This window comes from Amycolatopsis endophytica (assembly GCF_013410405.1).
Classification (GTDB): Bacteria; Actinomycetota; Actinomycetes; order Mycobacteriales; family Pseudonocardiaceae; genus Amycolatopsis_E; species Amycolatopsis_E endophytica.
Genome location: NZ_JACCFK010000001.1, coordinates 3833171 through 3846989, shown reverse-complemented (window position 1 = coordinate 3846989; position 13819 = coordinate 3833171). Strand labels below are relative to the sequence as shown.

Here is a 13819-nt window from a genome sequence, read left to right as displayed (position 1 = left end):
CCCGGAGCGTGCCACGGCTCCGCTCACAACGACACCCCTGCCCGGTGCCCCTCCACCACGGCGGCGTGCGCCCGGCGCGGGGTCAGGCAGTCGCCCACCCGGTGCACCTCGAACGGCGCGTCGCGCAGCTCGTGCCACAGGCCGTCCTCGGGCTCCTGGTGCACCGCGCACACCACCCAGTCACAGCGGACCTCCCTGGTCTCGCCGGTCGTGTGCGTCAGAACCCGCATCGCCACACCCCCATCCTCCGTCGCGGTGGCGCCGAGCACCATCTCGTCCGTCCGCTCGGCGATCCCGAGCCCGTGCGCGCGCCGGGCGAAGAGCTCCCGGTCCAGCGTGATCCCCAGGTCCTGCCCGACGACCATCGCGGGGGTCGACAACGCCACCCGGCAGCCGCGCCGCGCCAGCAGCTCCGCGACCGACGTCGCCGGGTGGAAGCCGACCTCGTCGATCACCACGACCTCACCCCACGGCTCCACGCCACCCAGCACCTCGCGCGCGTGCACGACCCGCCGGAGGCCCGCGGCCCACTCCGGGAGACGAGGCCGGGCCCCGGTCGCCAGCACCACGGCATCCGGCGCCTCGCCGCGCAGGAACGCGGCCGTGGCCTCGACGCCGGTCTTCACGCCCACCCCGGCGCGACGGCACTCGGCCGCGAGGTCGCGCACCAGATCGCCCAGCTCGGCCCGCCCCGGCGCGGTCGCGGCCAGCACGATCTGCCCGCCCACCTCGCCGCGCTCGAACACCGTCACGTGGTGGCCGCGCTGCGCCGCGGTCGCCGCCGCCTGCAGACCTGCCGGGCCCGCGCCGACGACCAGCACGCGCTTCGGCCGCGGCCCCGGCGCGGGCAGCGGCACCGCCTCACGCCCGGCACGTGGGTTCTCCACACAGCCGAGCCAGCGGTTCAGCCCCACCCGCCCGACGCACTCCTGGTTGCACGACAGGCAGGTGCGCACCTCGTGCCCGTCACGGGCCTTCGCGGCGAACGACGGATCGGCGATCTGCCCGCGCACCACGCCGACCAGATCGCAGCGCCCCTCGGCCAGCGCGCGCTCGGCCTCCTCCGCCGACTTGATCCGCCCGACCCCCACCACCGGTACCGGCACCGCGCGCCGCAGCGCCCCGGCCACCGGGAGGGCGTACCCGCGCGGCACCGCCATCGACGCCTCGACCATGTACAACGTCGAGGTGGCCACGCCGATCGAGGTGTTGAGGTAGTCGATACTGCTTCCGATCATCCGCGCCACCTCGACCGCCTCGTCGAGCGTGACGCCGCCCTCGACCAGATCGTCGCCGGACAACCGCACGCCCAGCGCCCGGTCCGGGCCGATCGCCGCCCGCGCGGTCGCGATGATCTCGCGCAGGATCCGCGTCCGGTTCACCAGCGGACCGCCGTAGCCGTCGGTACGCAGATTCGTCGCCGGGGCCAGGAATCCGCGCACGAGCGAAGACTGGGAGCACTGGATCTCGACGCCGTCGAAACCGCCCTCGGCGCAGTGCCGGGCGACCCGGCCGAAGCCGTCGACCACCTCCGCGATCTCCGCGGTGCTCATCGCCTTGGGCACCTCGCGGAACAGCGAGTCCGGCACCGGCGACGGCGCCCACACCGCCCGCCGGGTGTACATCGAGGACGCCTGCCCGCCGTTGTGGTTGAGCTGCGCGAAGATCGGCACGCCGTGCGCGTGCACCGCGTCGGTGATCCGCCGGTAGCCCGGCACGACCTCAGGCCGGTACCCGCGGATCACCTTTTCGTAGGGCCGGTCGGACGGGTGGACGACGTGCTCCTCGGACACGATCAGCCCGGTGCCCCCCGCCGCGCGTGCCGCGTAGTAGGCCGCGTGTTGTTCGGTGGGCAGACCGTCGGTCGCGTAGTTGGTCAGGTGCGCGGCGAACACGATCCGGTTGCGCACCTCGACCGGCCCCAGCCGCAACGGCTCGAACAACAGGCTCACAACGCCTCCGCCGCCCGGCGACCGCCCAGAATGGCCTCGTGAATCGTCCGCGGCGCGACGGCGTCTCCGACGACGATCCCGGATCGCGCGGCGCTCGGCAGGCGGTGTCCACAGTGGATCAGTGCGGCACACGGAAGCTCGCCGCGTTCGCCGGTGTACACGTCCTCGATGGTCACGTGGTCCGCGTGCACCGACCGCAGCCGGGACCGCTTCGCCAGGGTCACCCCGGCCCGCTGCAACCGTGCGTTGACCTCGGCGAGGTCGGGCGCCCGCGTGGCGATCACCGCATCCGGGCTGACGATCGCGGCCGGATGCTTCCCGGCGAGCAGTTCCGCGACCCCGGCGCCGACCCGGTCGCCGAGCGGATCGTGCACCACGACCGGTCCCTCGGGCAGCGCCGAAGGATTCTCCAGCACGTCCACCACGTCGACCACGTGCCCGCCCGCGACGGCGTAATCACGAGGCCCGGCAACGCTTCCGGTGGCCACGATCACCGGCCGGCCGTCCGCCGCGGTGGCCTCCGCGCCGGTCGAGATCGTCACTCCCAGGCGCCGGACCTCGGACTCCAGCCAGTCGACGAGCCGCCCGAGCCTGTCCCGCCCGGGCACCTTCGCCGCGACCCGCACCATGCCGCCGAGCCGCCCGGAGCGCTCGGCCAGTTCGACGCCGAACCCGCGCAGCGCCAGGACCCGCGCGGCTTCCAGCCCAGCCGGTCCCCCGCCGACGACCAGCGCCTGGCCGGATCCCGGCGACGGCAACGGATCCTCGGTCTCGTGCCCGCTGCGGGGCTCGCCGAGACAACTCACGACCGGGTTGCGCGGGTCCCGCACCCGGCAGTTCTGGTTGGACAGCACACAGGGCCGCGGTGTCGTCCCGGCGCGCAGATGCCCGACGAGGTCCGGGTCCGCGATCTGCGCGCGCGTCATCTCGACCAGCCCGGCGAACTCCAGTGCGCGCTCCGCGTGCACGGGATCGACGACGCTGCCCTGGAACACCGTCGTCACGTCGCGGAACCTGCGGCACAGGTCGGTGTTGAAGCCCGGTTCCGTCCGCAGATCCGGCCGGGACTGGGCGTAGGCCGACCCACGCACCGGCACCAGGTAGTCGATCCCGCCGGGAACGGGCGCGGTCTCCGGCGTGATGCCGCCCCACGGCGCGCCCTCGTCGCACGCCAGCCGCAGCCCGAGGACCCCGTCCCCGATCGCCTCCCGCACCGCGGCCAGCACCTCGCACAGCAGACGGCCCCGGTCACCGTAGTCGTCAGTGCGGTGGTTGGTCAGCCCGGAACAGAACTGCCGCAGCAGCGAATACTGCCCGACGTCGATCTCGACACCGTCCACACCGGACCTGACCGCCAGCGCCGCGGAGTCGCGGAACCCGATGATCAGCGCCTCGATCTCGGCGGTTTCCATCTCCATCGGCAGTTCACGGCTCACCGGATCCGGAACCCGCGACGCGGCCCACAACGCACGCTGATGGTAGGCCGAACTCCCCTGCGCACCAGCGTGCCCGAGTGAGGCGAGCACGAGCGTCCCGTATGGACGGCAGGCGTCCACGACGGACGACCACCCCGGACCGCACTCAGCGGCCAGCGGCGCGCGTTCGTACGGCCAGTCGGATTCGTGCACGCTCGCCGTTTCGGTGACGACGATCCCGGCACCGCCCTCGGCCCGCCGCCGGTAGTAGGCGACATGCCGGTCGGCGAGCCGACGGCCCCGGGCCAGGTTCGTTTCGTGCGGACCGAAGAGGACCCGGCTCGGGGCCGTGCGCCCGCCGACCCGGACGGGGCCGGCGAGCCTGCTCATCGCGCGGGCTGGAACCCCGCGAGCGGACTGGTGTCGCACGCCCGGTCGGGCCGGGCACCGCCCTCGGGCGGGCCGAAGCCGATGCTCACGGCAACCTTGCGGCTCTGGCGGGTCTTCGAGTGCGAATGGTCGATGTGCGACCGCGGTGGCGGGGCACCCACGCTCTGCAGCGCCAGTTCGCCGTGCCCCTTGACGCACTCGGGGTCCGGCCCGTCCAGCGGCAGACCGGTGAAGAACTTCGCGGCCATGCACCCGCCCTGGCAGGCGTCGTAAGCAGAGCACGACGTGCACGCGCCGCCGGTCTGCGGGCCACGCAACCGCTCGAACAGCTCCGAGGTGTTCCACACGCCCGCGAAACCGCCCTCTTCGCGGACGTTGCCCGCGAGGAACTCCTCGTGAATCGCGAACGGGCAGGCGTACACGTCGCCGACCGGGTCGATCAGGCACACCACCCGGCCCGCGCCGCACAGGTTCAGACCGGGCAGCGGGTCCGAACCGAGCGCGTTGAGGTGGAAGAACGAATCGCCGGTGAGAACCTTTTCGCCGCCTGCCACCAGCCAGTCGTACAGCTCCAGCTGCTGGTCGGCGGTCGGGTGCAGCTCGTCCCACGAGTCGGCGCCGCGGCCGGACGGGCGCAGCCGCGTGATCCGCAGCTGGGCGCCGTATTCATCCGCGATGGCCTTGAAGTCGTCGAGCTGACCGACGTTGTGGCGAGTCATCACGACGCTGAGCTTGAAGTCGCGGAAACCGGCGTCGGAGAGGTTGCGCATCGCCCGGATGGCGGTGTCGTAGGAGCCGGGGCCGCGGACGTGGTCGTTGACCTCGGCGGTCGCGCCGTCGAGCGAGATCTGCACGTCCACGTAGTCGGTCGCGGCCAGCCACCGCGCCCGCTCCGGGGTGAGCTTGACGCCGTTGGTGGAGAACTTGACACCCACCTGGTGGTTCACGGCGTATTCGACGAGCTCCCAGAAGTCGGAGCGCACGGTCGGTTCGCCACCTCCGATGTTGACGTAGAAGACCTGCATGCGCTGCAGCTCGTCGATGACGGCCTTGCACTCCTCCGTGCTCAGCTCGCGCGGGTCACGGCGGCCCGACGAGGACAGGCAGTGCACGCACGACAGGTTGCAGGCGTAGGTCAGTTCCCAGGTCAGGCAGATGGGCGAGTTCAGCCCCTGCTTGAAGTGTTCGACGAGCTTCATCGCACGCCCTTCCGTGGTGGTTCAGCGCGGTTCGATCGTGCCGTTGTCGGCGAGTCCCGCGAGCGCTTTGAGGTAGCTCGGGCGCTGCTCGTCGGGGACCCCCGCGGCATCGAGGGTGGTGTGCACGTCGGGCTGATCCCCGAGCGTGCGCACCACCTCGACCAGGATCTTCGTCTTGAGGAACGAAAGCCTCCGGGTGCCGAAGTCGTAGGCGAGCGCCCCGAACGGTTCCGGCCGCAACGCGACCCGCGGGGAGCACCGGTAGGCCAGGTCGGGATCGAACACGACGGTCAGTAGACGCCGCACATACCGTCGATGGAGACCTCTTCGACGAGCAGGTCCTCTTCGACGAGCGTGTCTTCCACGGCGGGGGCGACGTTGCGGGCCTCGGACATGGGATGCTCCTCCTCACGCGAACCGGCCGCTTCGCTGCGGCCGCGCTCCCTGGACGATAATGGCACCGAGTGCCGAATGGAAGAGGCATGACCGAAAAGGTGGATGCGGCGCCCCGCGCGGGGCGCAAGCCGATCACGTCGCGGGTGGAGGTCGAGCACGCGGCGTTCGAGCTGTTCGCCACCCGGGGCTTCGACCGCACGACGATCGACGACATCGCGAAGGCGGCCGGCATCGGGCGGCGCACGTTCTTCCGCTACTTCCCGTCGAAGAACGACGTGGCCTGGGGCGACTTCGACGGCCAGCTGGACCGGATGCGCGCGCAGCTCGCGTCGTACCCCCCGGACCGGCCGCTGCTCGGCGTGATCCGCGAGGCGCTGGTCGACTTCAACCGCGTCGAGGAGGACCAGGCGGCGCTGCACCGGCGGCGGATGGAACTGATCCTCACCACACCCGCCCTGCAAGCGCATTCGACACTGCGCTACGCCGACTGGCGTCAGGTCATCGCCGAGTTCGCCGCCGCCCGCCTCGGCGTGGCCGTGGACTCGCTCGCCGCGCAGACCGTCGCCTACACGGCACTGGGCATCGCACTCGCGGCCTACGAACAGTGGCTCCGCGACCCGGCCGCCGACCTCGGCTCGCTACTGGCCTCCGGCACCGACGAACTGAGCACCGCCCTGCTCTGACCGCGGATCTCACGCACGGGAACGCAGAACTCGCGGTCCGCGCGAGTTCTGCGCTCCGGTGCGCGAGTCCCACGCTCCGGTCAGGCGAGGCGGGGCTCGGCGCGGGTGGCGAGCAGGCTCAGCAGGCCGCGGCGGCCGGTGAGCGGGCGGTCGGGTGCGGTGAAGCCGTGTGCGGCCAGCACCGCCGCCTCGACGCCGTCGGCCGCCGCGTGCCCGGCCCGTACCGCCGAGACGTCCACCGACTCGGCCGTTCCGGTGACCGTCGTCGTCTGCGTCGCCGCCAAGCCCAGCGCCCTCAGCACCGCGACGGCAGGCAGTCCACGGGCCGCCGAGACGGTCGCCGCGAAGGTCAGGAGCCGGTCGGCAGGCACCCCCAGCCGCGCCGCCACCCGGGACACCACCTCGACGGAGCCACCGCCGCACGCCTCCACCACGGCGGACAGCGCGTCGTGCCCGGCCCGCACCAACCGGCCCGCCTCGGCTGCCGCCCGCTCGCGCGCGTCCCCGGAATCCACCGTGGTCGCGCCGAGCAGCCTGGCCAGCGCCTGATCCTCGCTGTCCTCCACCGCGCAGGCGTCGAGGAGACCACGCACGTAACCGGGCCCCTCGTGCCGGGACGCGGCATCCAGTGCCGCCGCGCCACCGGGCACGATCCGGTCCACCAGGCCCTCGGCCTTGACCCGCAACTCCGCGCCGGTCAGCGGCCGTTCGAGGCTGCCCCGAGCGTGCTCGACCTCCTGCGACAACACCGTCCCGTCGGCCATCGTCACGAACAGCCGCGCGGCATCGCGCGCGCACGACGGCGTCGCGTCGAACTCGACCAGTGAACGCAGCCGGCGCGCCTCCGGGGACACCACGACCTCCGTCGCGTACCCGCCGAGATCCACTCGCGGCAGCAGCAACCCGGCCGCGACCCCGTGCGCCGTCGAGAACCGGGCCTGCAGGCCGTCCGCGGGCTGCACCCGCCCGGTCAGCTCCGGCACCAGCGGATGGCACACCAGCCGGATCGCGGTCACCGCCGAGGGCCCGCCGTGTTCGGCCACCGCGGCACGCACCTCCTCGGCCGCCTCGATCGCCGGGTGCGTGACGATGCCACACGGATAGGGCTTGAAGGTGTTGTCCAGCAGCTCCCACCGCCGCGCGAAGTCTCCGAGCAGCGCGTCCGCGTCGAACTTCCCGCCGGCCAGCCGGGCCACGAACCCGGACGGACCGGTCAGCGTGTCCCCCGGGCCGGGGCGACCGGCCGCCGCGTCGAGGGCCGCCCGCACCCCGCGCACCGCCGCCTTGCCGGGGTGGAACGGTTTCGTCATCGACCCGAACCCCTCGCGGTTGCCGAGCCCGCCCTCGACGGCCCATTCGAGCGCGACCCGCAGTTGCGTCGAATCCAGTCCCAGCAACACCGAAGCGGTCACCGCCGCACCCACCGCGCCACACGTGCCGGTGATGTGCCACCCGGCGTCGTAGTGTTCCGGCGACACCGACACCCCGAGCCGGAGCTGCGCCTCGACACCCCACGCGAACGCGTTCAGCACCTCGGCGCCGGAGAAGTCGGCGATTTCGTCCTGCAGCCCGACGAGCGCCGCCACGCACACCGCACCCGGATGGATGACCGTGACGAGGTGGGTGTCGTCGTAGTCGTCGAGGTGCGCGGCGACACCCGTGGCGAAGGCCGCGTCGAGCGGGTTCAGGCGCTCGACGCGGCCGGGCAGCACGCCCTTGCCCTCGCCGAACTCCGCCAGCGCGGCCGTCACGACGTCCATCGCGGGCTCACGTGCGGCGCCGACGGCGGTGGCGAGCGCGTTGTAGAGCGTGCGCCGTGCCGCCTCGGACGCCTCGGCGGGCAGCGGCTGCTCGCGGTGGGTGGCGATGAGCCGGGCGAACTGGTCGAGCGGGGACATGGATCTCCTTGGTGTCAGAAACCGACGAGGTTGGACATGAGCAGGACTCCGGTGACGAGGACCGCCACACCGAGGACGTCGAACACCGCGCCGCTGCGGATCATCCGCGTCATCGGCACCATCCCGGAGCCGTAGACGATGGCGTTCGGCGGAGTCGAGACGGGCAGCATGAACCCGTACCCCGCGGCGGCCGTCGCCACGAGCCCGGGCACCAGCGGGTTGACCCCGACCGCGACGGCGATCGGCACCACGATCGGCACGACGATGCCCGCGCTGGCGGTGTTGCTGGTGGTCTCGGAGATGATCAGGCCGGTCACCGCGGCGAGGATGGTGATCGCGGTCAGCGACGACACCCCGAGGTGCTCGGCGAGCGCGGACCCGAGCGTCTTGGCCAGGCCGGTCTCCGAGGACAGCGAGCCGATCACCGTCCCGGCGCCGAACAGCAGGATCACACCCCAGTCGATCTTCACCGCCTCGGACCAGGACAGTGTCGCCTCCCGGCGGCCCGCCGAACGCCGCAGCGGCAGCAGGAACAACGCGGTCGCCGCGAAGATCGCCGCGACGCCCTCGGTGAGATGTTCGTGCATCAGGTCGACGAAACCGTTGTCGTCGCCCAGGATCAGGCTGCCGACGCCCGGCGCGGTCCACAGCACGACCGCGAGCGCGAACGCCACGCACGTGTTCGCCTCGCCGCGCGAGAACCCGCCGAGCTGCGCGCGCTGGGCCGCGACGTACTCGGCCGCGCCGTCCAGCCTGCCGACCTCGGGCCGGTTGAGCCACAACAGAACCACGCACAACACGACGAACATGACCAGCACGATCGGCGCGAAGGTCAGCACCCACTCCACGAAGTTGATCGTGCGCCCGGTCTGCTCCTCGACCAGGTCACGGCCGATGAGCTGGTGCGGCGCGCCGATCGGGGTGAGCAGCCCGCCGATCGAGGCGCCGTAGGCGATCATCAGCATCAGCGCGGTGGACCAGCGCGAGAACTTCAGGTCCCGGCCGCCCTTCTCGACGTTGATCGCGTTGACGGCGCCGACGATGCCGATGCCGATCGGGAACAGCATCGCGACCGTGGCCGTGTTCGAGATGAACGCCGAGATCACCACCGCCATCGCGCCGAACGCGATCACCGTGCGGGCGGGCGATTTCACCACCGCGCCGATCGACAGCACGCGCAACGCGATGCGCCGGTCGAGGCCGTGCACCGTCATCGCGCGGGCGATCACGAACCCGCCGAGGAACGTGAAGATCGTGTCGTTGCCGAACGCGCCGAACACCGTGTCCTCGTCGGCGACGCCGAGGAAGACGCACAGCACGATCGCGAAGACGGCGGTCACGGCGAGCGGGACGGCCTCGGTGACCCACCAGACGACGACCAGCACGAGCACCGCGGCCAGGGCCCGTTGTGACCAGGGCAGGCCGCCCGCGGCCAGCAGCACGACCGCGAAGACCAGCGGGCCGAGCACGAGACCGACGCGGCCGCGGATGGTGTCGAAGCGTTCTTGACGACTGGGATGTGTGACGGCCGGTTCCGCTTCGTTGCGGACCTGGGTTTCCATGCATCCTCCGGGAGTGCCCGTAATGCGATACCGTGTTCCGTATAGCGGGCACTGTAGGAGGCAGGGCACGGACATGGCAAGGGGCGCCGATAGGCTGAGGCCGTGACAACAGGGGACGGCGAGGCGGCCGAACGGCCGTCCGGGGTGCAGTCGATCGACCGCGCCGTGGCGATCCTGACCGCCTTCTCCCGTGCCCGGCCGGTGGTCGGGATCAGCGAACTCGCCAAACACACCGGGCTGTCCCGCGGCACCACGCACCGCCTGGTCAGCGCGCTGGCCTCGCACGGCATGCTCGCGCAGGTCCCCGGTTCCAGCGCCTACTCGCTCGGGCCACGGCTGCTCGGCCTCTCCGAGGCGGCGCGGGACCAGCTGTCCCTGGACGTGCAGGCCCGGCCGGTGATGACGTGGCTGCGTGACCAGACCGACGAGACCGTGGGCCTGCACATCCTGGACGCCGCACCCAGCAGGCGGACCATCGCGCAGGTCGAGTCACTGCAGGCGCTGCGCCGCACCTACACCGACCTCGGCGCCGCGAAGCCGCCGCACCAGGGCGCGCCCGGCAAGGTCCTGCTGGCCCACGCCCCCGCGGACGTGATCGACGCCGTGCTCGCCCGGCTTCCCGGTGCGGATGTCCGGCTCGCCGACGAGCTGGCCCGCGTCCGCGCCGACGGGTACGCGATCTCACTGGAGGAACGCGTGCGCGGCGTGGTGGCGGTCGCGGTGCCGGTGCGCGATCACACGGGCTCGGTCAGCGCGGCACTGTCGGTGTCGATCCCCGCGGTCCGCGCGGGCCGCGACGAGCTGGTCGCCCTGACACCCACGGTGCGCAAAGCCGCCGCCACGCTCTCCGCCCGCCTCGGCCACGCCGACTGACGCTCGCGAACGCAGAACTCGCCGACGGGAACGTGGAACTCGCCGACGCCACGAGTTCCACGCTCCGGCGCGCGAGTCTTGCGGTCAGCCCTCGACCAGGTTCAGCAGTGTCGAGGGGCCCAGCACGCCCGCGCCCTCGGCCTCGACGCGGGAGCGCAGCTCGCGGTCCGCCGTCACCACCACGACGTGGTCCTCCGGCCGCGCGTCCCGCGCCTTGCGCACGCTCTCCACGATCTGCGAATCCCCGTCCCGCACCGCGGAAACGACCTCGACGTCGTCCGCGGGAGTGACGTCCCGCGCCTGCCCCTCGACGACCATCTGCACCCGCGGCCACCATGACCAGCCGGCGTCACCGAGACCGACGTCGGGGCCGCGGACGCCCGTGTGTACCAGCCCGGACAGCCGGTCCCGCAGGCGTTCCGCCGCGCCGGCCCGGTCGCGCCACCAGCCGTCCGGTCGCGAGCCGACCACGTTCGCCGCGTCGACCACCAGCACCAGTTCGCGGTCCAGCTGCTCCAGCAGTGCCGGCCAGGCGACGGCGAAATCGCGGTGCAGCGGGAAGGAGGCGACCTCACCCGGCGGCACCCACCGCAGCTCGGCGCTCTCCTCGTTGACGACCCGCTCCCGCACCGGGTGCCGCGTGGTGGCCAGCACCGTCGTGTAGGTCCAGCCGCCGTGGTCGGCCACCGATTCGGCCGTCGGCCGCACCGCGCTCACCGGCACGGCGGCCTCCTCCCCGGCTTCGCGCGTCGCCGCCTGGCAGGCGGACTCGTGGCCGCGGCGGGCGCCGCCGGGCAGTGCCCAGGTCTCGCCGTGGTGCGTCCACCAGGCCCGGTGCTGCAGCAGCACACCCCGCGCCGGATCGGTCAGCAGCAGACCGGCGGCACCGTAGAGGCCCCAGTGCCGATGGCCGCGTTCGCAGTACACGAAGCCGTCGCCGTCATCAGGGGTCATCCGTTCAGCTTGTCACACCGCTCCGGCTTCCAGAGCGAGCGCGGCGGCCCCGACCAGCGCGGCGTCATCGCCCAGCTGCGCGGTCCGGATCCGCGCCAGCGGACGATGCCGCCCGCCCGTGACAGCCGCCGCGTAGTGCTCGCGCGCCTCGTCGAGGAACAGCGGCGCCGACTCCGACACCCCGCCCGCGATCACCACGATCTCCGGATCGAACACGTCCGCGACCAGCGCCAGCCCCTCACCGAGCCACTTCGCCAGCTCGGCCACGGCCCGCTGCGCGATCGGATCGCCGTCGCGCGCGGCACCGGCCACGCGGCGGCCGGTCAGCGCGCCGGGGTCGAGCGCGATCTCCCGCGCCAGGATCGTCGAGCTGCCCGGGTAGCGGGCCAGCAGCTCGATCGCCGTCGCGGCCAGCGCCGTCCCGCTGCAGTAGCGCTCCCAGCAGCCGTACTTCCCGCACGGGCACGCGCGCCCGTCCGGCACCACCGTCAGATGCCCCAGCTCCGGCGCGACCCCGTTCGCGCCGCGGTACAGCTCGCCGTCGAGCAGCAGCCCGGCGCCGATCCCGGTGCCGATCGCCACCAGCGCCGCCACCCCGGCCCCGCGCGCGGCACCGAACCGGTGCTCCCCGACGGCCGCCGCGTTCGCGTCGTGCTCCAGCGTCACCGGCAGGCCGACGCGCTTGCTGATCCGGTCCGCGACCGGCGCGTGCCGCCACGCCAGGTGCGGGGCGAACATCACCGTGCGGCGGTCGTTGGCGATGAACCCGGCCACCGCCAGCCCGACACCCTCCACCCCGTCGTGGCGGTTGCGCAGCTCGTCGATCACGCCGGTGATCGCGTCCTCCAGCGCGTCCTGCGTGCCGGGGGTGCCCGCCCGCGCGGTGTCCAGGATCGAGCCCCGCCCGTCCACCACCCCGGCGCGGACACTCGTGCCACCGACGTCCAGACCGATCGCGAGCACTACTGCTCCCGCCACTGGACCGGAATGCGCTGCACCCGCCCCGAATCCGGCTGCGGCCGCGGCGGCTGGAAGCCGGGCATGTGCACGCCCTCCTGCGGTTCCCACCGGTCCGCCAGCACGGCCCGCAGCAACGCGATGACCTGCGCGGCCTGCTCCAGCACCCGCGCCACGAACTCCGGCTTCTCCCCGCGCGCGACGGCGACCACCGCGCACACCGGGCACCAGCCGCAGTCTGCGCCGCTCTCGGGTTTCTCGTCGTCCGGCCCGTGCCCCGCGGCGACCACCCCGTCCAGCCAGGGCGCCGCGCGTTCCACGACCATCTCCACGAGCAGCCGGATCTCCTCGGCCAGCCGCGCCGCGGTCACCCCTTCACCGGTGGTCATGCGTCCTCCCCGGGTTTGGTCAGCGAGACGACGAGACCGTCCGCATCGGACTCCGCACCGGTGATCACGCAGGGACGCAACGACTCCGGCAACGCCACCAGCCGGCGGAAGCCGTCGACCGTGACCGCCAGATCGTCGTCGACGCGCGCCAGGTCGAGGTCGGCGTCGCGCTCCAGTGGCAGCGCCAGCCGCAACCGGTACCCACCGTCCACTTCGGTCACGGTCAGCAGGGGCGCGACATCAGAACCGTTGCCCGTCAACGGATCCGTCTCACCGTAGAGCTCCGTGGCGATCTCACGCAGCGCGGGCAGCCCGACCGGTTCCTCCGCGCGGAACTCCACGCGGGACAGCTCCCACGTCAGCTCGCCCAGCACGCGATCCTGCGACCTCCGCCGCGTGCGCATCCACGACGCCGCCGCGCCGCGCCACACCCCGGGCGCCGGCATGAGCCGGTTGGCGATCAGCCCGTCGACCCGGATCCCGCGCAGCGCGAGCGAGCTGAGCGTGCGCCGCGCCTCGGCGACCACGACCCGCTCCGGCGTCAGCACCAGCCGCACCGTGGTGACCGCCGGATCGGTCAGCAGCTCCCGCAGTGCCGTGACGTGCGCGGCCAGTTCACGGACGGACTTCACCACGGCGCGGGACCCGGTGAGCGTGAGCTGCCAGCCGAACACCTTGTCCAGGTACCCGGAAACGGCCTCGGGAAGCGCGAGCAGCCGCAGCGTTTCCGCGGTCGGCCCGCAGTCGACCACCACGACGTCCCAGCGGCCCGCCTCGGCCAGGCGCTGCACCTCGGTGAGCGCGAGCAGCTCGTCCACGCCGGGCAGGACGCTGAGCTCCTCGGCGTCCAGCGCGTCCACCCCGGCGCCCGCGAGCGCACCGCGCAGCTTGCCGCGCAGGTCCTGCCAGATGTCGTCGACCAGACCGCGCGAATCGACCTGCGCGCCGTGCAGCCGGGTGTCCACGTCGGACGGTTCACGGCCCAGCCGTTTGCCGAACGCGTCGCCCAGCGAATGCGCGGGATCGGTGGACACGACCAGCGTCTTGTAGCCGCGCGCGGCGAGCCCGGCGGCCGTCGCCGCGGCGAGCGTCGTCTTGCCCACGCCCCCCTTGCCGGTGAACAGCAGCAGCCGCGTCATGGCGGTCCCGCC

13 protein-coding genes are annotated in these 13819 nt (G+C 72.9%); 2 read left to right on the top strand and 11 right to left on the bottom strand.

The features are described 5' to 3' along the window. Positions 1-23 precede the first annotated feature (23 nt). The 5 genes from HNR02_RS19015 to mftA are packed head-to-tail and all read right to left on the bottom strand — an operon-like array spanning position 24 to position 5351. Positions 24-1952, bottom strand: coding sequence for a mycofactocin system FadH/OYE family oxidoreductase 2 (locus HNR02_RS19015; RefSeq protein ID WP_179774492.1), 1929 nt, complete (start codon positions 1950-1952; stop codon positions 24-26). Then, positions 1949-3757, bottom strand: coding sequence for a mycofactocin system FadH/OYE family oxidoreductase 1 (locus HNR02_RS19010; RefSeq protein ID WP_179774491.1), 1809 nt, complete (start codon positions 3755-3757; stop codon positions 1949-1951). The genes HNR02_RS19015 and HNR02_RS19010 overlap by 4 nt, the downstream gene beginning before the upstream one ends. Continuing rightward, on the bottom strand, positions 3754-4956 hold the full coding sequence (gene mftC, locus HNR02_RS19005; RefSeq protein WP_179774490.1) for a mycofactocin radical SAM maturase: 1203 nt from the start codon (positions 4954-4956) through the stop codon (positions 3754-3756). Before mftC ends, HNR02_RS19010 begins: the two co-directional genes overlap by 4 nt. 21 nt (positions 4957-4977) lie before the next feature. Beyond that, entirely contained in the window at positions 4978-5262 is a 285-nt protein-coding gene (gene mftB / locus HNR02_RS19000; protein ID WP_179774489.1) for a mycofactocin biosynthesis chaperone MftB, read from the bottom strand. Then, positions 5247-5351: a mycofactocin precursor MftA gene (gene mftA / locus HNR02_RS18995; protein ID WP_179774488.1), complete on the bottom strand. Its 105-nt coding sequence runs from the start codon at positions 5349-5351 to the stop codon at positions 5247-5249. Before mftA ends, mftB begins: the two co-directional genes overlap by 16 nt. 87 nt (positions 5352-5438) lie before the next feature. Between mftA and mftR the strand changes: the two genes are divergently transcribed. After that, the gene (gene mftR, locus HNR02_RS18990; protein ID WP_179774487.1) at positions 5439-6035 is read left to right on the top strand and encodes a mycofactocin system transcriptional regulator MftR; all 597 of its coding nucleotides are present in this window, start codon (positions 5439-5441) and stop codon (positions 6033-6035) included. 80 nt (positions 6036-6115) lie between these two features. Here the strand turns inward: mftR and HNR02_RS18985 are convergent, their stop codons facing one another. Together HNR02_RS18985 and HNR02_RS18980 are read right to left on the bottom strand one after the other, a co-directional pair. Then, positions 6116-7933 (bottom strand): MmgE/PrpD family protein, encoded by a 1818-nt coding sequence (locus tag HNR02_RS18985; protein WP_179774486.1) that lies wholly within the window; start codon positions 7931-7933, stop codon positions 6116-6118. 14 nt (positions 7934-7947) lie between these two features. After that, positions 7948-9495 carry an SLC13 family permease gene (locus HNR02_RS18980; RefSeq protein WP_179774485.1) on the bottom strand — a complete coding sequence of 516 codons (1548 nt, stop codon included), beginning with the start codon at positions 9493-9495 and terminating at the stop codon, positions 7948-7950. 102 nt (positions 9496-9597) lie between these two features. On the opposite strand from HNR02_RS18980, the gene HNR02_RS36505 reads away from it, so the two are divergent. Beyond that, complete coding sequence (locus tag HNR02_RS36505; protein ID WP_179774484.1) at positions 9598-10368, top strand: IclR family transcriptional regulator; 771 nt, start codon at positions 9598-9600, stop codon at positions 10366-10368. An 84-nt stretch (positions 10369-10452) separates the two neighbouring features. Here the strand turns inward: HNR02_RS36505 and HNR02_RS18970 are convergent, their stop codons facing one another. The 4 genes from HNR02_RS18970 to HNR02_RS18955 are packed head-to-tail and all read right to left on the bottom strand — an operon-like array spanning position 10453 to position 13807. Continuing rightward, the gene (locus HNR02_RS18970; RefSeq protein WP_179774483.1) at positions 10453-11322 is read right to left on the bottom strand and encodes an NUDIX hydrolase; all 870 of its coding nucleotides are present in this window, start codon (positions 11320-11322) and stop codon (positions 10453-10455) included. Positions 11323-11334: 12 nt separating this feature from the next. After that, positions 11335-12270: an ROK family protein gene (locus tag HNR02_RS18965; RefSeq protein ID WP_179775998.1), complete on the bottom strand. Its 936-nt coding sequence runs from the start codon at positions 12268-12270 to the stop codon at positions 11335-11337. Between the two features lie 14 nt (positions 12271-12284). After that, a complete protein-coding gene (locus HNR02_RS18960) occupies positions 12285-12668 on the bottom strand; it encodes a hypothetical protein (RefSeq protein WP_179774482.1) in 384 nt (127 codons plus the stop codon). Further along, positions 12665-13807, bottom strand: coding sequence for an ArsA family ATPase (locus tag HNR02_RS18955; protein WP_179774481.1), 1143 nt, complete (start codon positions 13805-13807; stop codon positions 12665-12667). The genes HNR02_RS18960 and HNR02_RS18955 overlap by 4 nt, the downstream gene beginning before the upstream one ends. Positions 13808-13819 lie beyond the last annotated feature (12 nt).